We start from the raw sequence: 24,528 nt of genomic DNA, 5'->3' as shown, positions 1-24,528 counted from the left end.
GTTTCAATAATTAGGAAAAATCAACCTCGTTTTGTTAAAAATGTTTCAATAACCACTTGACCTAAAGTCAACTCTAGGTGGTATCTTTTTAGATAGAAGAAATGAGCAGCGATTGTTAGAACTAAGAAAAATCACAATTTCCCTTCAGGATAACTTGCTATTTCTTGGTTTGACAGGAATTTAAAAAAGAGCGTCCATCTCCGATTGCCGCTTTTTTTCATTTTAGAGAACGATCCACTCATTTCGATTTCGTGTCTTTTTCCTTGTGAGTAAACACACGAACCATTCAAACATTTTTACAGGAGGTATGTACATGTTATTAGAAAAAATCAAAAGCCCCAAAGCGTTAAAAAAATTGACCAGTGGGCAACTTAAAGAACTGGTAGTAGAAGCACGAACTGCTTTATTGGAAAAAATCAGTCACCATGGGGGGCACAATGGCCCCAATCTGGGGATGGTTGAGATGACGATCGCGTTGCATAAGGTCTTTGATTCCCCCACCGATAAGCTGATTTTTGATGTGTCTCATCAGACCTATATCCACAAAATGTTGACGGGACGCGCCCATGCCTTTCTTGATGCTGCTCAGTATGATGCGGTTTCTGGTTACACGAATCCGAAAGAAAGCGAGCACGATCTCTTTACGGTCGGTCATACCTCCACCTCAGTTTCGTTGGCAAATGGTGTGGCGAAAGCCCGTGACCTAAAAAATGAAACGTATAACGTCGTTGCCGTCATTGGCGATGGTTCTCTATCAGGTGGCTTAGCGTTTGAAGGCTTGAACAATATTGTGGAATTAGGCACCAATACCATCGTGATCCTCAACGACAATGACCAATCAATCGCAGAAAACCATGGGGGGATGTATCAGAATTTGCGGGCATTGCGGGAAACCAAGGGGCAAGCAGCAGATAATCTGTTCAAAGCGATTGGTTTTGAGTACCACTATTTAGATGACGGAAATGACCTCGCTGCCTTGATCGCTTTATTTGAAAAAGTGAAAGACATTGATCATCCTGTTTTATTACACATTCATACGATCAAAGGCAAAGGCTTCAAGTTTGCGGAAGAAAATCGTGAAAAGTTTCATGCAGGTGGTCCCTTTCATTTAGAAACAGGCGAATATATTTCTGCTGGCGGCAATCAAGTAACCTACAACAGCTTAACGACGGATTATTTATTAGAAAAAATGGCGACAGATCCTAAAGTTGTGGCAGTAAATGCTGGTACACCGATGCTGCTTTTTTCTCCAGAACAACGAGAAAAAGCAGGTAAACAATTTGTAGATGTGGGTATTGCAGAAGAACATGCGGTATCGATGGTTGCTGGGTTAGCAAAAAATGGAGCGAAACCTGTCTGGGCCGTTTTTTCTACCTTTATGCAACGTAGTTTTGATCAAATTTCCCATGATTTGGCCCTAAATCATCTGCCTGGAACGATTCTGGTATACGGTGCATCGATTCATGGAATGAATGACGAGAGCCATTTGGGAATTTTTGATATCCCCTTTTTGGCACATATTCCTAACCTTGTTTATCTTGCGCCAACCTCTAAAGAAGAATATCTAGCAATGTTGGATTGGTCGCTGGAACAAACCAACGCTCCAGTTGCGATCCGAGTACCGGTTGGACCTGTCAACGAAACGGCAGTGGCAGCCTCTACTGACTACAGCGATCAAAAAAATGAGGTGACTCAAGCTGGCACGCAGGTAGCCATCGTCGGTGTCGGAAACTTTTATGCGCTAGCAGAAGAGATCGCTGAACAATTGGAAATGCAACATGGAATTACCCCAACGGTGATCAATCCTAAGTTTATTTCAGGGGTCGACAACGAATTGTTGGATGCTGTGGCACGAGCGCATAAACTCGTTGTCACGTTGGAAGACGGCATACGAGAGGGCGGCTATGGACAAATGATTGCCAGCTATCTTGGTGATCGTGAGATTGCCGTCAAAAACTATGGCTTAGAAAAGAAATTTTATGATAATTACCGAGCAGCGGACGTTTTATCCGAACTTGGTATCACTGCTGAGGCAATTACGAAAGATGTCATAGAACAGCTGCAGAAATAAGTTCTCTTGGGGTGTCTTATGTAGCTGATAGGATGTTAAAAAATGAATGATCGAAGGAAACCTTGCAGTAAAACAGACTGCAAGGTTTTTTCGCAGACAATCGGTGACGGTCTGCAGCAAATGCAGAAGACCAATGCTTTTCAAGCATAAAGCCTCAGCGTAGGAAGCATTGGTCAAATGCTGGCGATCCAGCAAATAATAAAGAGGTAGGAAAAGATTGCTTTGGTGTCTTATCCGGTTGAGCTCAGAGAAACAAAAAAAGTATTTTGTAAAAAGAAAAGGGGTAACTATGAAATTTTTTTCAATGAAGTTGCTGGCACTGTTGTCGGTGGCAATGGTCGTTTATTCGGCACCGGCGATTTCTGCCAATGTTCCCGCAATTGCGGCAAGCTTTCCAGAAGTAGATACGGTCTACGTCGGGTTACTGACCACGATTCCGTCATTGTTTCTTTTGCTGGGGATTTTTACTACTAGCATGATCGAAAAAAGGATCGGCAAAAAATACACGATGGTCACCGGCTTGGTCATTGTGGCGATTTTTGGCACGCTGCCGGCATGGTATCAGGGGAGCTTTCCCGTCTTGTTTCTTTCGCGCGCGATTCTTGGCTTTGGGATCGGTTTATTCAATCGTTTGGCGATTCAAATGATTAGTTTGTTGTTTCAAAATGAGCCGCAAAAGAAAGCCAAGGCTCTTGGGTTAGAAAGTGCCGTCGGTGGTTTAGGCGGTATCTTTATGACTTTGCTGGTAGGACAGCTAGTGAAGATCAGTTGGGAGATCTCTTTCTTCGTTTATGGCTTTGCCTTGATCAGTCTCTTTTTTGTTCAGGTATTTATTCCCAACGAAACAAAAGCGACCACTGATGCGGCTCTGATAGCGAACGTCACGGTTTCAACAGAACGGAAACAAAAGTCATTTGTTTTGGGTGTGCTCTTGTTTCTGATCGTTGTCTTGTTTATCAACTACAATCTGCAGATCACCCCGTTGTTGTTGGAAAAAGGAATCGGTGATGCGACCGATGGCAGTAACATGATCGCCGCCATTGCGACGGGGGCATTTATCGCAGGCAATGCCTTTGGCTTGATATATAGCCGCCTACATCGCTGGTTGCTGCCCGTTGCGGCATTGCTTGCAGGAAGCAGCATCTATTTGACGTATCCCTTGCAGACGCTGGGGCTGCTCTTGGGTTGTTCTTTACTATTAGGTTTTGCCTTTCGCAGCATCATGCCTTTTTTCACCCACTTGCTGACGACTGGTGGTGAAGCGGAAGCTAAGTTTGGCACGATCGTCTCGATCGTTGCTTACAATTTAGGGGTCACGTTAGCACCTTATGCATCACGCTTGCTGATACTAGTCAGCGGCAATGAAACAGCAGGGATGCAGATGATCCTGTCAGGGGGCTTGTTGTGCTTGATTGGTGTCCTAGCTTTTTTGGGAAATAAATACTTTCTGTATTTTGAACGAGGATAGGCGAAAGCTAGCTTAATCCTCGTTTTTCCATCTTCATTTCATCCTTCTCATCGCTTATAATAAAAAGAAACAATGGTGAGTTGAGCGTACTAGACAAACTGCAGGCGTCAATCAGAGGGGAGAACCAGATGTATCTTTTTCAAAAAATTGAAGAAGCAGCGTTTAAACAAAATGATGCGAGACGAACGATCGGTGACTTTTTATTAAGCAATCGAGAAAAAGTTAGTGAGTATAGCATGGAAGAAATCGCAAAACTGACCCATACTTCCAAGCCGACGCTGGTCCGTTTTGCAAAATATTTTGGCTTTTCTGGTTGGAAAGAATTTGTATATGCCTTCATGCACGAATTGGCTCATTTTGATGATGGGTCAGCAGCAATCGATGTGAACATTCCTTTTGATGAAGCTGCAGACACATTAGAAATCATTGAAAACTTGGCGAACTTGCGTATGCAAACGATTAAAGAAACAGCGGCACTTATGACCGTAAAAGACCTGAATCAAGCTGCGAGGCTCATCAATGGCGCTCAAACCATCGTCATCTATGGGCGTAGTCCAAATTCTTATTTCGGACAGCTGTTTAAACGCAACTTAAACACGATCCATAAAAAAGCCTTTCTTGCAGATGCGGATGAATCTGGCTTGATTTCTAATACGCTGACCCCACAGGATTGTGCCATTCTGATCTCTTATTCTGGTAATAATTCAGAAACGTATCCTATGAAAAATGTGAAAACATTGTTGAAAAATGGTGTGCCGATTATCAGTATTACGAGTGGTGGAGAGAACTATTTGCGGGACTATTCGACGATCGTCTTGACGATTGCTAGCCGAGAAAAACTGTATTCCAAAATCGGAAATTTTTCCACAGAAGAATCGATTCAGTTCCTTTTGACAGTTTTGTTTGCTAAGATTTTTTCCCTCGATTATCAGGAAAATATCCAAATGAAAATCACCAATGCTCGTTTTTTAGAGACGAGCCGAAAAACGACGTTTAAAGAGATGGCAGAAGAATAAAAGGACCGCACCGAATATGGTGTGGTCCTTTTTCCCTATTGTACATTGTTAGGAGTGGTTGATTTCAATTCGATAGGCTCACCGGCAGCGACAAGACGAATCCGCTTTGGATTGACGATCCGATCGTACAAAGCTTCAGGATCCCCATTAAAGGCATCGATATGCGGAGCATCCACTGTTCCCCAATGGGAGAGGATCAATTCAGCATGCGGATAGTTGTTTGCCAGCTTGACGGCATTCTCAAAGCCGATGTGCCACGCGTTGTCGTTAAAGTCAAACAAGATCGCATCTGGCTGAGGCATCTCTAATTGCTCTGGTAAAAGACGAGAATCTCCAGGAATCCACAAGGAGCCATCAGGTGTATCGATCCAAAAGCCACAATAGTCCTCAATTTGGAAGACCCGATCAAATTTTGTCGTTTCATTTTGCCAAAGGTGATACGCCTTTGTTAAAGAAATCGTCAAATTCTTCACGGTGAATGAATCATAGATATCGTGGCCTTGGGCAGCAACATGAAAGTGCTCTTGTATAAGTTCGGCGACATACTTGGGTCCATGAAAGCTGTCGGTAACAGAAACTAATTTGTCAATTGTCGGAATGCTGTAATGATCGTTATCCGAATGGGTGATCAATACCGCATCTAAGTGAGGAACTGCCGACGGTTTGATTGGCAGATCGATCAGTAACGGCAGGTCAAATCCTTCTAAGACCGGATCGACCATGATACAAGTACCCCGGCTGTTTAAAAGAATGCCGGAATTTCCTAACCATCGAATGATCGTTTGATCCGTTTTTTGAAAAGCTTTTTCGTTAAAGACAATCGTTTTTGGAGGAATTGCTTGTTGTGCGTTTGTCATTTTTTTTCGTTCCCTTCGCCTGTTTTTTTAATCCAACGCAGCATCGCCGTTCGTAACAGGCTATGCTGAATCGTTGTTCCATTATGAGGTGCTTCAACGGTTTGGGGGAAAGAAGCTGCAGTTCCAGTAATTTTAAGAGAGTATTGTGCCGCCTTTTTTTACATGATTATTCTATGGCGTGCGCTCATCGATTGTTTTTGATTGCCACAATTCAAAAGTGTCGCATTCATAGAGTAAATTATACCATTGTTTCTCCTGGCTTCGTCAAGGCAATGCGGGGGCTTTTCGTGGAATAAATTTCGAAAAAAGAGCGGTATTTAATGAAAAGGTGAAATCCATTTCGACTTTAGGAAAATGTATTGGAACCGCTCTCTAAAAATGGTACATTGCTGGCAGAAAGAACAGTATGTTTTACCGGTGAGCACATACAACATAGATTTTCTTTGAAATTTATCTAGGGGTGGAATGTATGAGTGAAAATTATCAATCATTAGCAAAAAAAATCGTCCAGTATCTGGGGGGACAAGAAAATATCACGGATGCCTATCATTGTCAAACACGATTACGCTTTAAAGTCAAAGATGAAAAGCGTATAGATGAAGGAGAATTAGAGGCACTCGATGGGGTTGCCAAATACATCAATAACGCAGGGGTGCATCAAGTCGTGATTGGAACACATGTCAAAGATGTCTATGAAGAAGTCACAAAATTGGTTTCGCTTCAATCATCAGGGACGTCAGAGCCTGGGGAGAAAAAAGGACCGGCAGCTGCAGTGATCGATTTTGTGGCAGGAACGTTTCAACCAATTATTCCGGCATTGTCCGGTGCTGGAATGGTTAAGGCAGTTTTGGCTTTGTTGATCGTCTTTGATGTGATCACCGCTGATTCGCAAACCTATTACATGCTGAATCTTTTTGCAGATGGTGTTTTCTTCTTCTTACCAATGATCCTGGCCTTCACTGTGGCACAAAAATTGCGATGCAATCCGATTTTAGCGGCTTCAGTGGCTGCTATGATGATGCATCCTAATTGGGGTGCCTTGGTCACAGCAGACGAACCCGTTCACTTTTTTGGGGTTATTCCTTTTACATTAGCAAACTATACGGGATCAGTTATTCCGATCCTGATCGTGATTTTTTTCCAATCGTATGTTGAAAAGTTTTTGAACAAAGTGATTCCAAAATCAGTAGAACTGGTTTTTGTTCCAATGCTAACATTCTTGATAATGGGTACATTAGCCTTCTCGCTATTTGGACCGATCGGTAGTATCTTGGGTGGCTATTTGGCAACTTTCTTTACCTTCTTAAGTGTCCATGCTAGCTGGGTTCCAGCAGTTTTGATTGGGGGCTTTTTACCAATCATGGTGATGTTTGGTTTGCACAATGGGATTGCTCCTTTAGGGGTGATGCAAATGGCAGAACTTGGGTATGACAGTATTTTTGGTCCAGGGGCATTGGTCTCAAACATTGCTCAAGCAACCGCAGTAGCAGTTGTCGCATTGCGTACGAAAGAGAAAAAGACTAAGCAGTTGGCGGTATCAGGGGCGATCACTGCCTACATGGGGATTACTGAACCCGCTTTATATGGAATCAATTTGCCAAAAAAATATCCGTTAGTTGCGGCAATGATTGGTGGGGCTTCTGGTGGTTTGTATGCTGGCTTGACCAATACGCATCGCTTTGCGACCGGTTCGTCTGGTCTCCCAGCAGTCTTACTATATATCGGTGATGATACGATGCGCTATTTTTGGAATATCATTATCGCATTGGTGATTGCAGCTGTGGTGAGTGCGGTCGTTACCTATATCTTAAGTTTCAAATATGAAACAAAAGTGACAATTGATGTTCCAGATATGAAAGCAGTAGTCTTAGAAGATACCCTATTGATCAATCCTGTACCAGGAACCGTGATGCCACTGAATCAAGTCAAAGATGACGCATTTGCTTCTGAAGCACTCGGAAAAGGATTTGCGGTCGATGAACCCATCGGTGAAGTCATTGCGCCTTTTGATGGAAAAGTCGCTGCTGTATTTCCTACCAAACACGCGATTGGCTTGGTTTCAGACACGGGAATTGAATTGTTGATCCATGTCGGTTTAGACACAGTGGAACTAAATGGTCAGTATTTTGATGCGTTAGTAGAAGCAGAGCAAAAAGTTACAAAAGGGCAGCGACTGCTGACGTTCGATGTACAGCAGATAAAAGCTGCAGGATATGTCACACAAGTACCGATCATCGTTACCAATACACCACAATATACCGCAGTCGAACTTGTGAAGGAAGGATTGGTAGCTAAAGAAGAGGAAGTACTTGTAGTCAAAGTTTAGGAGGAAATAACATGGGATTATCAGATGATTTTTTATGGGGTGGTGCAACGGCTGCCAATCAAGCAGAAGGAGGTGTATTAGCAGGAGGACGTGGCTTATCAAATGTCGACCTCTTACCCACTGGTCCTGATCGCGCAAAGGTCGCTGCTGGTGAACTGGAAATGTTGGAATGGCAGGAAGATTCTTTTTATCCAGCCCAAACGGCCATTGATATGTACCACCATTATATGGAAGATATTGCCCTTTTTGCCGAAATGGGTTTTAACGTGTATCGGATGTCACTTTCTTGGTCACGGATTTTTCCAAATGGCAATGACGAAGCGCCCAACGAAGAAGGACTGCTTTTTTATGAGAAAATCTTCAAAGAATTGAGAAAACATCAAATCGAGCCATTAGTCACGATTGCCCACTTCGATGTTCCGCTGCATTTGATCAAGGAATTTGGTGGCTGGAAAAATCGCCGACTCATTGATTTCTATGTGACTTATGCGGAAACCGTCTTCCAACGCTATCGCGGGTTGGTCAAATATTGGCTGACGATCAATGAAATCAATATTTTGCTGCATCAGCCCTTTGTAGGTGGCGGGATCGTCTTTAAAGAAGGGGACAATCGTCAAGAAATCAAATACCAAGCAGCGCATCATCAGTTAGTCGCCAGTGCCTTAGCAACCCAAAAGGCTCATGAAATCGATCCGACCAATCAAGTTGGTTGTATGCTGGCTGGTGGCAGTCATTATCCTTATACTTGCCGACCTGAAGATTACCAAGAAGCAATCAATCGTGATCGCGAAGGCTATTTCTTTATCGATGTGCAAGCCCGAGGCAAATACCCCAATTATGCCTTGAAAAAATTTGAGCGAGAAGGCTTAACAATCAAAATAACACCTGAGGACGAGGCGATTTTAGCGGCTTCTCCTGTTGATTTTGTCAGTTTTTCTTATTACTGTTCTCGAACGGTCAGTGCCCACCCAGAAGACTATGCGCAAGCGACAGGGAACCTCTTTCCATCAATTAAAAATGCACATCTATCATCGACTGAGTGGGGGTGGCAGATTGATCCGTTAGGACTGAGAAATTCATTGAATCAATTGTATGATCGCTATCAAAAACCGTTGTTTATCGTAGAAAATGGGTTAGGGGCGATCGATACCCCTGATGAGAATGGGTTTGTCGCAGACGATTATCGGATCGACTATTTTAAAAAACATATTCAAGCCTTCAAAGATGCGGTGACGATCGACGGCGTGGAACTACTTGGCTATACTACTTGGGGTTGTATTGATCTTGTAGCAGCCAGCACCGGTCAAATGAGTAAACGCTACGGCTTTATCTATGTGGATCGAGACGATCAAGGCAACGGCACCTTGAAACGAACCAAGAAAAAATCCTTTGAGTGGTATAAAAAAGTGATCGCTTCAAATGGGGAAGTTTTATAATATACAAAAAGAATGACACGAGAAAATGTGTCATTCTTTTTGTATTGTGTCGTGCAACATCAGGACAGGGAAGCAGGAACTCTTTTTTTACACGAGCCAATGGTGGACGCTTTTCATCGGCTTGCTATTTTTTCCCTGCAAAATGCGTAAAACGAACAAACTGATTTTGGGCTTCTTCTTGTAAAAATTCTTTTGGTGTCAGTTGAAATTCTTGTTTGAAGCAGCGTAAAAAATGGGTATAGGAGTTGAAGCCGCAAGCTTCGAAGGTGGCGGTGGCGCTTCTGGTTTTACGTAAAATTTCTTTGCTCTTTAAGAGTCGTTTCTTTACGACATAGGCATGAAAGGCGACGCCAGTTTCTTTTTTGAAAGTCCTTGAAAGCGAGTATGGACTCATGAAAAGGGCTTTGGCGACGGTCTCTAAGGAGAGATCAGCGGTCAAATGCTGATTGATATAGGTAATGGCAGCCAAAATGTCTTTATTTTTATAGAGTGAGTCGGATAAAAACAGCGGTTCTTTTTCCTGATAGGCAATCGTATTGATGGAAATCAAAAACGCGATCAAATGATTTTGATAAAGTAAGTCGGTGCCATAATTGCTATCCGTTTTTTTGCGCAAAGGACGCAACAGCTGGTCTAGTTGGTCGGCATCGATCGATAAAATACGACTGTTGATGCCGCCGTTGCTACGAAAACAGGCAGTGAGATCTGTTTGGGTAGTGGAGAGGGCAGCGAGATAACTAGGATTGATATACAGGTAGGTTCGCTCGAAAAAATCAGAAGTTTGATGAACGATTCGATGCAAGACATTTGGAGGAATCAAGATGATCGTACCAGGTTCTAGAGGGAATTCTCCGCCATCGATAAAGAAGACCGCTGATCCTTTTAAGGTACAGTGAATCTCATAAAAACTATGGTAATGATAAAGGGTATTGTTTTCTTCTACGATGTCTTTGATATGAAAGGCCTCAAAGCGATCGTTGATCATCGTGTCCGCACTTTGCTTCTCCATGAATGGCTCCTTTCGTGCCCGTTTGATTTTATCATACAAGAATAGATAGTAAAGTGTCAATAACTGCTATTTTTGTGTAAATGTAAGCGTGTTACGATCAATCTATCAAAGAGAAATGAGAGGATGAACCCAATGGTGATTTTAGAACAGTTGTTTGTGGAAAAACGTGTTGTAGAAGAAAAAATTGATCGCATGATCGAAAATTTAACGACGATCAAGGATGATAATGGTGAATTTCTATTAGACTTTGACGGCTTGATCGTTGATGATAAAAGCTGGGGGATTTGGAACTGGCCGCAAGGGGTGGGACTATACGGCATTTATAAAAACTACCAAATCACCAAAAATCCTAAAGCGCTCCAAGTTGTGGGAGAATGGTTTGAGCAGCGCATGTTAGAAGGCGCGCCGCCTAAAAATGTCAACACGATGGCGCCGCTTTTGGCAATGGCATATCTTTATGAAGACACCAAAGATTCTCGTTACTTGCCTTACCTTGAACAATGGGCGGAATGGGTCATGCATGATATGCCGCGAACCAATGAAAATGGTCTGCAGCATGCGACCTATGGACCAGAAAATCGCAACCAGCTTTGGGACGATACCTTGATGATGACCGCTTTACCTTTGGCGAAAATTGGCATGTTGCTGAATCGTCCGGCTTATATCGAAGAAGCAAAACAACAATTTATGATCCATATCAAATACTTAGTGGATAAAAAAACTGGGCTTTGGTTCCACGGCTGGACCTTTGAAGAACGCCACAATTATGCACAAGCGCTTTGGGCAAGAGGCAACTGCTGGATCACCATTGCGATTCCTGAGATCATTGAAATTCTCGACTTGCGAGAAGGAGATGCGTTACGTAGCTTCTTGATCAATACCCTCTTAGACCAACTAACTGCCTTGCAAGAAATGCAAGATGAAAGTGGCCTGTGGCACACCTTGTTAGACGATCCTAGCTCGTATGTGGAGGCTTCCGCGACGGCTGGTTTTGCCTATGGGATTTTAAAAGCCGTTCATAAGCGTTACATTGACAAAGCTTGGGAAGATGTTGCCTATAAAGCGTTAGCCGGTTTGATCGAACAAGTCGCAGAAGATGGAGAAGTCCAAAATGTTTCCATCGGCACTGGAATGGGAGAAGACTTGGCGTACTACAAAAACATTGCGATTACGGCGATGCCTTACGGGCAATCACTGACAGTCTTAGCATTTACTGAACTATTGGTTTCATTTTGTTAAGTTAAACACCTTACGCAATAAAGAGAGGAGCAAACAAAGATGATCAAAAAAGCGATTCGGATGAAGCTACATCCTGGTTATGAAGCAGAATATGAAAAACGGCATCGCGAACTATGGCCAGAACTAAAAGAGCAGCTCATAGCACACGGGGCGAAAAGCTACCAGATTTTCTTAGATCCAGAAACCCTTGCGTTGTTTGGCTACCTTGAGATTGAAGATGAAACCCGCTGGCAGCAGTTAGCGGCAACCGAGATCAACCAAAAATGGTGGCATTACATGGCAGAACTCATGGAAACAAATCCTGATGATTCGCCAGTGACACAGGAGTTAAAGGAAGTCTTTACGCTGTAAGCTAGACAAAACGCTCATTCCTTAAAACGAACACGGTCGCATCAGTTGTTTGACATCAATCACTCGTTAGTCAAAGAGGTAGCTCGCTCACATTCGTGAGCGGACTACCTCTTTTGTTGAAATAGCAAAACAATGCTTTCGTTATAGAAGAAACGTTAAGAGAGAAGGGCTTTTTCTTGTTGCTTCAAAAATTTCTTTGGTGTCATACCAGTAATCTTTTTGAACGTTTGAACAAAATATTCGGGCGCATTGCTAAAGCCCGTCATCGCTGCCACTTCGTAGACTTTGTAGTTTTTCTTCAGCAGTTCTTGTGCTTTTTGGATGCGGTATTCGGCTAATTTTTGATTGAAGCGAATCCCGGTTTCTTTGTAATAGGTTTTTCCTAAGTATTCAGGATTTAAGTACAAAAGATGGGCTGCGATCCATTTCAATGACAATGCTTCATGGTCATAATATTCTTCGATGATCAGGTTGACCTTTTGGGACAGCTGCATGTTCTCGCTATCATCTAAGCTGCCCCGCATCAAATCGATACAGTGAAGCAGCATAAACTGGAGTTCGTGCCAATTATTCAAGAGCATGATCTTTGGGGAATAGTCATCAAAGTAAATGTCTTTTTTGATGCGATGGTTTTCAAAAATTGCCGATAACAAATCGTTGACCTGCAGCCGCAATAGTTGGACAGGGTAAAGCTCCATGCGACAGGTAGAAAAAAAGTTTTCCGTAAGAACTTGGGCTAAAGTCAGTTCGCCTTTGTCGATCAATGCCAAAAGTTTTTCACGGTATTCCATGTAGAGACTATTTTCATAGACATTTTCTTGTGAGATTTGGGCTTCTTGGATGACTTCAAAGGTATCAAAATAAAACTCCTTATCCAAGTTCCGCTTGCCTAAATGATAACTGAGTAAAAATTTTTCGGGAGTTTCGACCCAGCAATTGATGGCGATCCCTTTTCCTAGATGCGCAGCCTGTACCTTCGTTTTAAAAAAGAGATTAAAGGTATTTTCCGTACTGAAGTTCAAGATATAGCCAACTTTGTTTTGATGACCGATCACCAACTCGTGATGGTTCTCATAGCTTTCGATCCGCTTAGCGATGGCGTGATAGAATTTCGAATCAAATAAGTACATACAAAATGGAAAAACGAACGATTCAGGCAGCGGTTCTTCTCCGCAGCTATTGATATATTGTTCAATTTGTTGTTTTAAATAGAGGGTAGATTCCATTTGGCGACGTTCAGAGCGTTCGATCGTCTCAGCCAACGCTTCTGAAAGCTTGCTCGGAAAAACAGGTTTTTCAAGGAAAAATTTGACCCCTAAAGCCATCGCTTCTTTGGCAAAGGAGAAGCTGCCAAAGCCTGTCAAAATAATGATTTGAATCGCAGGATTGATGGCTTTTAATTTTTTGATCAAGGCAAGTCCATTGACTTTAGGCATATTGATGTCGGTAATCACGATGTCGATGGTGTTTTGCTGACAAAATGCCAAGGCTTCTTCACTGTCTGTGTAAATTCCTTTGACCACTAATGGGAAATCAAAAGAAGCAACGAGGTTAGCCACACCATTTGCTATCAAGGGTTCATCGTCAACAACGAGGATATTTTTCATGTTTCACTCACTCCTTTTAAGGGGATCACAAAGCGCACCGTCGTCTTTTTGAAGGGAATCGAGGAGACGATGGCTAACGACGCTTGATCACCATAATGCAGTTGCAATCGTTTTTGAATATTGGTCAATCCGATGCCGCCTTCTTTTTCAATCGAGAAGTTGGCTTTAAAACCAGGGCCATTGTCAGAGACACTGACTTGGAGAAAGGTTGCTTGTTGTTCAATCGTGAGGATGAGTCGACACGTTTCCTTCATATCATTGACGGCGTATTTAAAGACATTTTCAATCAATGGTTGAATTAGTAACTTAGGAATCTTAAAGGACAGGTCATTCACCAAAATTACTTCGATATACTCGATCCGTTTCCCGAAGCGAACGTTTTGAATATTGATATAGGCATGCACGATATCTAACTCATCTTGCAGCGTCGTGAAGTTAGACTTGGTATCGATTTTTTTACGAAACAAATAGGCAAGGGAGGTGACCATCTCTGAGATCTGCCACTGCTGATTTTCAATGGCGATCCAGTTGATCGAGTCTAACGTATTGTAGAGAAAATGTGGATCTAATTGCGCTTGCAATCCCTTAAATTCGATTTCTTGGGACAAAATACGCATTTCATAATTGTCCTTGATCAAGGCATTTAATTCATCGATCATCGTATTGTAGCTTTCGTAAAGGACCATGATCTCTTCTTGACTATTTTCTGGGACAGCGAGGGTCTTTAAAGAGGCCAGTTTTTTCGTTTTCCGCAGAACGGCCATTTGCGAAGCCAAGTCAGCTAAAGGACGGGTCAGCTGATTGCTTATTTTCCGAATCACAACAATAATCAAACATAAAAAAGGCAAACTCACAGCGATGGAAAGGCCTTGTAGTTTATAAAGATCCGCTAAGACTTGGTTTTCAGGCAGTAAATAAATGAAGGTCATATTCGGCATCGTCTTCCGATCCATTGCATAGTAGTACTGGCGATTATCAAACGTCATGGAGCCGATCGATCGCTGGAAGGTTCCCATTTTCTGCTGCAAGGTATTTTGATCCGCAGCGAGGGTTTGCTCGTCATTTGCGGTACTATAAAATTGGTTCTGATACGCCATGAAAAATTGGTTTTGTTCAGAGACAATGGGAAGACTTTCGATCTCGTTACGAAAGAAGGACGTATTGACTAGAAATATCACCGTACCAATATAGGTCAAAGAAAGATCGGCTGTTGAATAGATTTTTCGCAGGTAGACACCTTGAGAAAGGTCCTTTGCAAAAAACCAACTCCCTTTGGCAGGCTTATCGGGCAAAGTCTCGATCATATCTTTGATGGTTTGGCCATTAAAGATATGGTCGGTCTCGGCTAGAAAGTTGATCATGTTTTCGTTCGTTGGGGTAAAGAGATAGACGTTTTGAATCGTTGATTCATTGCGTACGAGGGCGTTGATTTCTGCACTTAAGGCATTCTTTTGGTCGATCGCCTCTAAGGATTGCAAGGAATCTTGTGCCAAGATCCTTTGTAGGCCGTTTTGGATCGGTGCACTATCGATAATGCGAAAAGAGAGGGTTTCGACGGCAGTTAAACGTTTGGCGATATTTGTTGAAATGATCGAGGCATCTTTATACGCGGCTTCTTTCAGCTGCGCCATGTAGACTTGTCGCCAAACTAAGGTCAGGAGAACAGCCAATGAGACGATAATTGCCACCGTCGCAAAAAAGACAAAATGTAACTGTCGCTCAAAAGGCTGCTTTTTAAAGTGATTGATCAGCTTCTGGGACTTCATGGACGCTGCCTCGCTTTGCTTGCAATTGTTTGGTTTTTTCAATCATCTGACCATGAAAAAATTCAGCGAAAAACAAGAAAATCACCAGTCCAAAGACGAGTAACAAGGAGGTTTTGGCAGTCAATAAGAGAAACAATAAATACCAGGTAAACAACAAGGCAAGGCCTTGCAGTGGGTAGCGAAAGACTAGAAAGATACTGACGTACAAGGTCTGTTTCCAAGCGTGTTGTTCGGCTTTGGCATAGGTCATAAAGCTGATGAATGCAGTGTAAAGGAGGAGAATCGTTAAAAGTAAATAGACAGGGCGCAGCCAAGCCATTTCAGTCGGGAAAAAATGAGTAATCCGTAAGTTAAACAACAACAGAAGTACTGTACTTAATAGTCCAATGCCAAAAAGGGAAAAGGTGCGAAAGGCTTGCTTGTAGGCTTGCCAGAAGGCAATAGCTGAATAGTCATGGCCAGTTTTACGAAAATCATGTAAACATTTGATCGTGACAGCAGTGGCAGGACCGAAGCCAAAAATCCCCAACCCTAAAAGGGTAAAGAAAAGCCATAAAAGGTTTAATTTAGCAAAATAAGCTGTTACCGTAAAAAGACGAAACAGTCCGGTTTGTATTTTTTTCATTGTTTCCACCTACCTTGTTTTTTGAAAAGTAAGCCTTTTCAACGCTAGTATAGCATAGTATATTGGAAAAAATAGAGCATGTCTGTTTTTTTACATTTTTCATCTGTTTTTCTATTTTTTTCTAGCTATTGCCGGTGAAGGCTTAGCCTTCAGCAAAAACGGCAGTCTAGTTTTTCACATATTTGCTCTTGTTTTTTCATTTTTATTAACGAGGATTTCCATTACAATCACCTTGTAAGCGCAAACAAAAAGGAGTGTAGAAGAATGAAGAAAACTTTTTTAAAAGCAGCGAGCTTGTTGTTTCTTGGTGCGACCTTAGCAGCTTGTGGCAACAACGGCAATAGTAGCGGAAGCTCAGAAGCTGATGCAGATGGGAAAACGACGATTTCCTTTACCTGGTGGGGCTCAGAAGTCAGACACGAGAAGTATATCGAATCGATCAAAGAATTTGAGAAACAAAATCCTGACATCAAAGTTGAATATGAATATGGTTCTTGGGATGACCATTGGAAAAAACTAGCAACAAAAGCGGCTTCTGGAGAATTACCTGATGTGATCCAGATGGATGTGCAGTACATTGCGCAATATGGAACGAAAAATCAATTAGCAGATATGTCGGAATTTATCGGCAATGAGATTCAAACCGATGATATCAAAGAATCAATTTTAGCAACTGGCGAGTTAGATGGAAAAGTTTTTGGCATACCAACTTCTGTCAATACGATGGCGATGCTCTACAATCCCTCATTGGTAGAACAAGGGGGCACTGGGATCGACTTTAGCAATTATACCTTCGATGACCTTGTAGAAAGTACGGCAGCGATCGCTGAAGCAACCGGTGATTATGGTTGGAATGATAACAATGACAACAGTACGATTTTGCAATACTTTTTACGTACTAAAGGCGAAGATCTATACCAATACGATGCAGACGGCAAACCAGAGATCGGTTTTACCAAAGAAAACTGGATTGAATTTATGGGGGCTATCGCAGATCTTACGCAAGCCAAAGCAATGCCAACCGCAGAAGTGACTAGCAATGCCAACAGTATGGATCAATATCCGTTTTCACAAGGAAAAGCAGCCTATATGATGACTTGGTCCAATCAATACTTGACCTATAAGGCCTCCGCCGCAGAAGATGTCGAAATCAACTTGGCTCGTCCATTCGACTCAGAAAACGGGGCGATGGCGTATCGACCAGGGTTCTTTTATTCGATCGCGAATGCTTCTGAATCAAAAGAAGCAGCTGCGAAGTTTGTTGACTTTTTAGTAAATAGTGAAGAAGCCAATAAGATCATCGGTACTGAGCGGGGGATTCCTTCCAATGATGCCATCAAAGAATTGCTTTATGCCGACATGACACCAGAAGAACAAGAGTCCTCTGATTTCTTAGATGATATTGCAGACATCGTCGGTGATCCATCCCCAATCCCACCAATTGGGTTTGCTGAAATCAACACGTACTTTAAAGAGCTGTACGCAGAGATCACTTATGGCACGATGACACCAGAAGAAACTTATGATGCCTTTACGCAACGCTGCGAAGAAATTTTTGCAGAAAACTATCAATAAGCATAGCTGCGGCGCCTTTACTGACTTTTTCAGTAAAGGCGTTTTTTTAGGAGAAACAATGGGGGAAAAAAATAGGTCCTCTAGTTTTTCACATTTCTGTACTTTTTTTTCTATTCATTCTTAAGAAGCACTTCGTTAAAATCAACTTGTAAGCGTAATCAACTATAGGAGGTAGGAAGTGAAAATTATGGAACTACAATCAAAATCACCCACGGCAAAAGAACCTGGGAAACTCAAAAGCTGGTTTAATCGATTACCAGAATCAAAACAGAATATGGTTACAGGCTACTTATTTATCTCACCCTTCATCATTGGCTTTTTTGCTTTTATTATCGTCCCGATGGGGATTTCTCTTTTTATGTCTTTTCATGACTATGATTTATTGACAGAGGCGCAATTTGTTGGCTGGAATAACTTTAAGACGATTTTTACGAATGATCCCAAGTTTGTTCAGTCACTGACTGTTACGCTGAAATATGTTGTGTTGGCAGTCCCTTTACGGCTGATCGTCGCATTAGCAGTGGCGATGCTGATCAACCGCCCATCGAAATTAAGCGGCGCTTATCGGGTATTATTTTATATCCCTTCGATTTTAGGTGGGAGCGTGGCGGTCTCGATCATGTGGCGGAATCTTTTTGGCGATTCAGGGTTGATCAATGGCGTGCTAGCGGCGATCGGCTTAGACCCGATCTACTTCTTTAAAAGTCCTGGCTTAGCGTTGATGACCTTGATTTTATTAGCAGCGTGGCAATTTGGCTCGTCGATGTTGATTTTCTTATCCGGTTTGAAAAATATTCCGAAAGATTATTACGAAGCGGCAGAAATTGATGGGGCAGGAAAAATCAGACAGTTTTTCAATATCACGGTTCCAGTCCTGACGCCAATCATCTTTTTCAATCTGATCTATCAAACGATCATGGCCTTTTTGACGTTTACACCTGCGTTTATCATTTCGAATGGGACGGGTTCACCCCGTAACGGCACGTTAGTCTATTCCTTGTACATGTATCAACGAGCCTTTACCGATTTCAAAATGGGCTATGCTTCAGCCTTAGCGTGGATTTTACTGGTCATCGTTGGGTTGATTACGATTCTGTTGTTCGCAACATCGAAATTTTGGGTGTTTAAAGAAAACGAGGAGGTTTGATTGATGCGTGAACAAAAACAAAATTATTTCTTTGATGCCGTGATCTTAGTTGCTGCATTACTGATGCTTTATCCGATTTTCTGGCTGCTGTTTAGTGCCTTTAAACCTAGTAGTGACATTTTTCGAACGGCAACGGAGTTGATCCCCCGAAACTGGACGTTAGAAAATTTTACCAAGGGGTTTGAAGGGATCGCAGGGATTCCCTTCATTCGCTATATTTTCAACTCGTTGCAAATCGCGTTGATTTCAATGGTAGGGGCGGTCTGTTCTTCGGCTGTCATTTCTTATGGATTTGGTCGAATTCCTTTCAAAGGAAAAGGCTTTTGGTTTGCTTGTATCTTGGTCACGATGATGCTGCCGCAAGAGATCATCATGGTGCCTCAGTATCTTTGGTTTAATCAATTAGGCTGGCTTAACTCGATTCGTCCGGTAACCGTTCCTTCATACTTCGGACAAGCTTTCTTTATTTTCATGATGGTTCAATTCGTCTCTGCGATCCCGACAGATTTAGATGAAGCAGCAAAAATGGACGGCTGTGGACGGGTCGGTATTTTCTTCCGCGTGATTCTACCGTTGATGAAGCCTTCCTTGGCAAACGCTGCGATCTTCTCTTTCTATTGGAAATGGGAAGAACTGATCGGACCGATGCTGTACCTTACACGTCCGCAAAACTACACGGTATCGATTGCCTTAAAGCAGTTCCTAGATGCTAGCAGCACTTCCAATTGGGGAGCGATGTTCGCGATGTCTGTGGTCTCCTTACTGCCTGTGTTGATCATCTTCTTTATTTTTCAAAAATACATTGTTGAAGGCATCAGCACGACTGGTCTTAAATAATTGTGGAAAAAGATATTCGCTGTTTTGGAATATCTTTTTTCTATTGAATGAATTCGTTGAAGAAAGGACAAACCGATGGAACCATTTCAAGTAATTGATTTTCATGTCGTACCAAGCACGATCGGCGCTCATCAAGCGACCCTTATTTGGGAGAAGCCGCTGCACGCTCAAGCTATTTTTGGTTATCAATTGTTTTTAGACAACGATTTGATCCAAACCAGACCAACAAACAAGACGCATTGGACGTTGACAAACTTATCTGCCGATCAAACGTATCAAGTAACGATCATCTGCCTCGATCATCAGGGGTGCCTGCTTACAAATACCGCAGTCACGACGACCTTTCGTACAAAGAAAAAAAGTGTTGTGTTAGATGTTACGCAAGCACCCTACCATGCTGATAGCGCAGGCAAAGAAGATAGTACCGCCATTCTCCAGCAAGCGATCAACGATTGCCCTAGCAATGGCACTGTCTGGATCCCAACAGGGGCGGTGATCCTTTCTGGTGCGTTGGAGCTAAAAAGCAATATGATTTTTCAGGTAGATGGCACATTGCAAGCAAGCCTCGACATAGAAACGTATCGGGTTGCCCCTCACGAGTATTTAGGAAGCGTGAATCAAGAGGGCTTACCATTAAGCCGTTATGAAGGCTGGGAATTGTTTTGCTTCCGTTCATTGATCAACATTGGGTATATCGATCGGGGCGATCGAGGACGTATCGTTTGTGAAAATGTCCGTCTTTGTGGCAAAGGGACGATCATTGGTGGCGGGAATCCATTAGGACTGGCGATGCGAAACTCTTATGCAGACCGTGAACAGTATCCAGAATATGTTTCTGATGGAAAACCTGGAAGACGAGTAAGGGGACGTTTGATCTGTATGATGCAGGCCAAAAACATCCATTTGACAGAGTTGACGTTGATTGATCCACCATGCTGGACTATCCATATGATCTACTGTGACACCGTTGTGACCCATGGGGTGAATATTCAGTCCAAAGGCATCGACAATGGCGATGGATGGGATCCAGATTCTTCGCAAAACTTGCTGATTTTTGACGCCATTTTTGATACGGGTGATGATTGTATCGCAATCAAATCTGGCAAAAATCCAGAAGGAAATCAGATCAATAGACCAGCGAAAAATATTCGGCTGTTTGATTTGGCTATTCGTGGGGGACATGGCATCGCGATTGGTAGTGAGCAATCTGGTGGTGTCGAAAATATCTCCTTTCGAGATTGTCAACTGACCAATACGCTTTATGGGCTAGAATTGAAAGCGCAGAATGATCGTGGTGGCTATATTCGTCAAGTGACGATCATCGATTGCCTGTTGGATCGTTTCATGGCTCATCCTGTCGCTTACAATGCCGATGGTCAGGCAGCCCAACAGTTACCAATCATTTCGGATATTTTGGTCAAGAATACCCGTATCGTAGGGCAGAACCCTTTGGTCGAGCTAAAAGGGTTTGTCGATGAACAAGCACAGCAGGTTTCACCGATCCAACGCGTTGCTTTTGAGTCAGTTGCCTTTGAATCAGCTAAAGGGCAAAAGAAAATGATTTTTGAACAGTGTCAGGAGGTCAGCTTTAAAGAGGCAGCGATCATTGATCGAGCGGCCATAAGTGACGCAATAAGTTGCCAAGAAACAGTCGAACTATCCATGGTGGGACAAAAGAAACTCACGTAGAACAAGCTTTTGAAAATGATCTGCGTTGGTTCTCCCAATGAGAAACAGTTAGTTAAGCACCTTATTTCCTCCCTTGACAGGTTGCGCCTTTTTGCTTTTGTAGACAAAAAGGCGCATTTTTCTAACAAGAAAGGACGATGCAAAAAAAGACGATCCCCAGAAATCAAAAAGAACTTTCTTTTGCCGCTAAGGGGACTATAGTAAAGAATGTAGGAAAAAAGGACGCCAGAAAGCACATGGGAAAAGACAACGAGATGTGCCAAGAGGAACGCTTTACTTGATGGACAGCGCCAGTAAGAAGCACTCAGTTCTATCCAACGAAATGATAGATGAAAAAAGGTTGGCGATGCGCAATTTTTACAATCATGGGTATCGACAAACCTATCAACAGCTTAAAACAAAAACGTAGGAGGCAAGCAAGAATGGAAGACATCACGCAATTATTGCAACGAGAAATTGACCAAGCATCAACTGTGCAGGGAACAGTGATTACACCACCCGGCGCCTATCAAATCGGCGCATTGTTTTTAAAAAGCAATGTGCACTTGATTGTCTCAGAGGATACGATTCTGTATGGTAGTCAAGAACTGGCCGATTATCCCGAAGTAGATAATCGGGTCGCAGGGATCAATATGAAGTGGCCTGCAGCGATGATCAATGTTTTTCACGCAGAAAATGTCATGATCTCTGGAAAAGGAAAACTTGATGGTCGTGGAGAAACATGGTGGCAAACGTTTTGGGGAACAGATGAAGCCAGCGGGATGATGGCGGATTATGCAAAGAAAGGCTTACGCTGGGCAGCAGATTATGATTGCAAGCGCCCACGGAATATCCTTGTTTATGAAAGTCAGCAAGTAATCATCAAAGATATTTCGTCGGTACAGTCGGGTTTTTGGAATACCCAAATCACGTATTCTCACCACATATTGATCGACGGCATCACGATAGACAATGGAAAAGGGCCTAGTACTGATGGCATCGATATTGATTCCTGTGAAGAAGTCACGATTCAAAATGCCTACATTTCCTGCAACGATGACAATATCTCGATCAAGGCGGGACGTGGGGCAGAAGCCTTAGCCCAGCAAAGAAGCTGTCGGAAAATCACGATCAAAGACTGTCAGTTAGGGTATGGTTCAGGAATTGCCATTGGTAGTGAAACTTCGGGTGGGATCGAAGAGATCAACATCCAAAAAGTCGTCTTTGAGCAAACTGGCGCAGGGTTTCGGATCAAATCCGCCAACAATCGAGGTGGATTTATACGCAAGGTCACTGCTTCGGATTTAACGATGAAGGATGTTGGCTTTCCTTTTCTCTTACAAACAAATTGGTACCCAGATTATAGTTATCCAGAACTGCCAGCTGATTATGAGGAAGAGATTCCCGACTATTGGCACAAATTGATGGTACAACCAGCTATTCCAGTAGGTCCAGCAAAGGTCTGCGACATTACTATTGAAAACGTGCAAGCTACCAAAACAGGACAACAAAGCGTGCGTGCTTTTTTCATCGAGGCCAGCCCAGCAGAACCGATCCGCAATCTAACATTAAAAAATCTTTCCATCCATGCCGACGAGTTCGGCAAGATTGCAGGAGTTGAGAACTTAAAGATGGTGGAAACGATCGTCACTGCGTTAGCGCCGACCTTGGATCAAAATGATGTGTATGAGCGGTAGTAGAGAGACAACGAGAACGTACATCGCTAAGTAGGAAAAGAGAGGGGCACAATGAGGGAAAATCTTATAAAGAAATATATTGATACATTTAATCACAATGATGAAGAACTTTATTCTCAATGTATATCAAATGCTGACGCAGAAACCTGGATGATGCAAAACGTCCCAGTATTTACATGTAATCAACCATTATTTGAAGAAGCATATTATTTTCGATGGTGGGTATTTCGGAAGCATCTGAAAGCCGCACCAGAGGGAACGATCATCACTGAGTTTTTACCACCCGTTCGTTGGTCAGGACCATACAATTCCATCAATTGTGCTGTTGGACATCATCTTTCCGAAGCTCGTTGGTTAAAATGTGGTCGCGAACTCATTCACGAATATGTTGATTTTTGGTTTAAAGGCAGTGGAAATCAGTATGCCTATTCGTCTTGGATCATTGATGCGATCAAAAATTATGCGATTCTTTGGTCAGATGCTGAGTATGGTGTTCAGTTATTACCTCATTTGGTAACCTTTTATCAAGAGATCGAAACGCATCATCTGACTCGTTATGGTTTGTTTTGGTCAAATGATGACCGGGATGCCATGGAGTGTTCTATTAGTGGTAGCGGATTGAGGCCAACATTAAATAGTTACATGTATGCCAATGCCTTAGGAATTGCCTATTTTGCCGAGCAAGCAGGTGATTCTTCACTTGCTAAAGACTATCGAAATAAAGCGTCACTTTTAAAACAAAATATAATAAAGTATTTATGGGATTCTGAAGAAGAATTTTTTAAAGTGATTCCCTTAGAGGATAAAGATGCGCAAATTGCAACATTTGATTTTAAACAAATACCAAAGCAACACAATGTAAAAGAATTGATTGGCTATCTCCCTTGGCTCTTTGGTATTGCCGAAGATACTCATGCGAGGGCTTGGCGCTATTTGAGTGATCCCATGTGTTTTCACGGTGAGTATGGTCTGACTACAGCAGCCAGAGATCATCTGTGTTATAACTTACCCAGTGAGAAAAATCATGAGTGCCTTTGGAATGGACCATCTTGGCCGTTTGCCACAACCCAAACGATCGATGCAATGATAGCCTCACGGCAAAACAAAAATAGTTCACTTAAAGCAACAGACATTTCACGAGAATTGCTGACCTATGCGAATAGTTTTTATCGAAACAAAGCAGATGGGACAAAAGTCAATTGGCTTGATGAAAATATTGATCCAGATACAGGAGAATGGCTTTCCAGAAAAATTTTAAAAGACCAGAACTGGCCCATAGGAAAAGGTGGCTATGAACGTGGAAAAGATTACAATCATTCTGCTTACAGTGATTTATTCATTCGTGGATATTGTGGTATTCATCTTTCTGATGAGGGACTACTGACGATCGATCCAATTAAGGATACGACGCTTGAGTATTTTTCTTTTGAGGATTTGCCGATGAAAGGTGATTTTATTTCTGTCTGGTATGATCGATCAGGAGAACATTTTGGCAAGGGCGTAGGCATTACGGTATTGATCAATGGCAAACACTATCAGAGTAAAAATAAGATTGAAATCAGTTTGTAAAGGACCAAGAAATTGGTCTTTTTTAATTTGAAAAATTTACAGCCTAATTGGTTTGGTCACAAGTAACTTCTTAAGAGAATGTGCTACTTGAGTAAGAAAGATCTGTCCATCTATTTAGAAGCATAGCATGAAATTAGAGACGGATAGAGAAAAGAGAGCGAAGATTTTAAGCCAAGAGCCAGTGCTTCAGATGTTCTTACTTTTTTTGGAAAGGGAAGACTCAGCAGATCGTTGTCAACAAACCCCTACCCAGCCATATATCAA

Annotated in this window: 18 protein-coding genes; 13 read left to right on the top strand and 5 right to left on the bottom strand. The window is 42.4% G+C overall.

What is annotated here, in order from left to right; translation table 11 throughout:
- Positions 1-313: 313 nt before the first annotated feature.
- From A5867_RS14610 to A5867_RS14600, 3 genes are all read left to right on the top strand, one after another.
- A complete protein-coding gene (locus tag A5867_RS14610) occupies positions 314-2,071 on the top strand; it encodes a 1-deoxy-D-xylulose-5-phosphate synthase (RefSeq protein WP_087627897.1) in 1,758 nt (585 codons plus the stop codon).
- Positions 2,072-2,360: 289 nt separating this feature from the next.
- A complete protein-coding gene (locus A5867_RS14605) occupies positions 2,361-3,539 on the top strand; it encodes an MFS transporter (RefSeq protein ID WP_087627896.1) in 1,179 nt (392 codons plus the stop codon).
- 128 nt (positions 3,540-3,667) lie between these two features.
- On the top strand, positions 3,668-4,555 hold the full coding sequence (locus A5867_RS14600) for a MurR/RpiR family transcriptional regulator (RefSeq protein WP_074933326.1): 888 nt from the start codon (positions 3,668-3,670) through the stop codon (positions 4,553-4,555).
- A gap of 35 nt (positions 4,556-4,590) precedes the next feature.
- Here the strand turns inward: A5867_RS14600 and A5867_RS14595 are convergent, their stop codons facing one another.
- Positions 4,591-5,412: an MBL fold metallo-hydrolase gene (locus tag A5867_RS14595; protein WP_087627895.1), complete on the bottom strand. Its 822-nt coding sequence runs from the start codon at positions 5,410-5,412 to the stop codon at positions 4,591-4,593.
- A 469-nt stretch (positions 5,413-5,881) separates the two neighbouring features.
- Here A5867_RS14595 and A5867_RS14590 point away from each other — a divergent pair, with 469 nt between their 5' ends.
- On the top strand, positions 5,882-7,738 hold the full coding sequence (locus A5867_RS14590) for a beta-glucoside-specific PTS transporter subunit IIABC (RefSeq protein WP_087627894.1): 1,857 nt from the start codon (positions 5,882-5,884) through the stop codon (positions 7,736-7,738).
- 11 nt (positions 7,739-7,749) lie between these two features.
- On the top strand, positions 7,750-9,174 hold the full coding sequence (locus tag A5867_RS14585) for a 6-phospho-beta-glucosidase (protein WP_087627893.1): 1,425 nt from the start codon (positions 7,750-7,752) through the stop codon (positions 9,172-9,174).
- Positions 9,175-9,298: 124 nt separating this feature from the next.
- Here the strand turns inward: A5867_RS14585 and A5867_RS14580 are convergent, their stop codons facing one another.
- Positions 9,299-10,183 (bottom strand): AraC family transcriptional regulator, encoded by an 885-nt coding sequence (locus A5867_RS14580; protein WP_008380738.1) that lies wholly within the window; start codon positions 10,181-10,183, stop codon positions 9,299-9,301.
- A gap of 132 nt (positions 10,184-10,315) precedes the next feature.
- Between A5867_RS14580 and A5867_RS14575 the strand changes: the two genes are divergently transcribed.
- Together A5867_RS14575 and rhaM are read left to right on the top strand one after the other, a co-directional pair.
- Positions 10,316-11,422 (top strand): glycoside hydrolase family 88 protein, encoded by a 1,107-nt coding sequence (locus tag A5867_RS14575; RefSeq protein WP_087627892.1) that lies wholly within the window; start codon positions 10,316-10,318, stop codon positions 11,420-11,422.
- Positions 11,423-11,461: 39 nt separating this feature from the next.
- Positions 11,462-11,773 (top strand): L-rhamnose mutarotase, encoded by a 312-nt coding sequence (rhaM, locus tag A5867_RS14570; RefSeq protein ID WP_060791390.1) that lies wholly within the window; start codon positions 11,462-11,464, stop codon positions 11,771-11,773.
- Positions 11,774-11,928: 155 nt separating this feature from the next.
- Here rhaM and A5867_RS14565 read toward each other — a convergent pair whose 3' ends face one another.
- From A5867_RS14565 to A5867_RS14555, 3 genes are read right to left on the bottom strand one after another with little or no spacing between them, the layout of a single operon-like run.
- Complete coding sequence (locus A5867_RS14565) at positions 11,929-13,380, bottom strand: response regulator (protein WP_005234181.1); 1,452 nt, start codon at positions 13,378-13,380, stop codon at positions 11,929-11,931.
- Positions 13,377-15,146, bottom strand: a complete 1,770-nt coding sequence (locus A5867_RS14560) for a histidine kinase (RefSeq protein ID WP_087627891.1) — start codon at positions 15,144-15,146, stop codon at positions 13,377-13,379. The genes A5867_RS14565 and A5867_RS14560 overlap by 4 nt, the downstream gene beginning before the upstream one ends.
- Positions 15,115-15,771 (bottom strand): DUF624 domain-containing protein, encoded by a 657-nt coding sequence (locus A5867_RS14555; protein WP_087627890.1) that lies wholly within the window; start codon positions 15,769-15,771, stop codon positions 15,115-15,117. The genes A5867_RS14560 and A5867_RS14555 overlap by 32 nt, the downstream gene beginning before the upstream one ends.
- A gap of 264 nt (positions 15,772-16,035) precedes the next feature.
- Here A5867_RS14555 and A5867_RS14550 point away from each other — a divergent pair, with 264 nt between their 5' ends.
- From A5867_RS14550 to A5867_RS14520, 6 genes are all read left to right on the top strand, one after another.
- A complete protein-coding gene (locus A5867_RS14550) occupies positions 16,036-17,346 on the top strand; it encodes a sugar ABC transporter substrate-binding protein (protein ID WP_086337950.1) in 1,311 nt (436 codons plus the stop codon).
- Positions 17,347-17,533: 187 nt separating this feature from the next.
- Positions 17,534-18,493, top strand: a complete 960-nt coding sequence (locus A5867_RS14545; protein WP_016608843.1) for a sugar ABC transporter permease — start codon at positions 17,534-17,536, stop codon at positions 18,491-18,493.
- A 3-nt stretch (positions 18,494-18,496) separates the two neighbouring features.
- Positions 18,497-19,330 (top strand): carbohydrate ABC transporter permease, encoded by an 834-nt coding sequence (locus tag A5867_RS14540; RefSeq protein WP_016608842.1) that lies wholly within the window; start codon positions 18,497-18,499, stop codon positions 19,328-19,330.
- Positions 19,331-19,405: 75 nt separating this feature from the next.
- Positions 19,406-21,019: a glycosyl hydrolase family 28 protein gene (locus A5867_RS14535; RefSeq protein ID WP_016608841.1), complete on the top strand. Its 1,614-nt coding sequence runs from the start codon at positions 19,406-19,408 to the stop codon at positions 21,017-21,019.
- Between the two features lie 422 nt (positions 21,020-21,441).
- Positions 21,442-22,695 carry a glycosyl hydrolase family 28 protein gene (locus tag A5867_RS14525; protein WP_074933346.1) on the top strand — a complete coding sequence of 418 codons (1,254 nt, stop codon included), beginning with the start codon at positions 21,442-21,444 and terminating at the stop codon, positions 22,693-22,695.
- Positions 22,696-22,746: 51 nt separating this feature from the next.
- The gene (locus A5867_RS14520; protein ID WP_087627889.1) at positions 22,747-24,264 is read left to right on the top strand and encodes a trehalase family glycosidase; all 1,518 of its coding nucleotides are present in this window, start codon (positions 22,747-22,749) and stop codon (positions 24,262-24,264) included.
- The last annotated feature ends 264 nt before the right edge of the window (positions 24,265-24,528 follow it).

The sequence above is a fragment of the Enterococcus sp. 6D12_DIV0197 genome, from assembly GCF_002174385.1.
Taxonomy (GTDB): Bacteria; Bacillota; Bacilli; order Lactobacillales; family Enterococcaceae; genus Enterococcus_D; species Enterococcus_D casseliflavus.
This window is presented reverse-complemented; position numbering and strand designations above follow the sequence as displayed.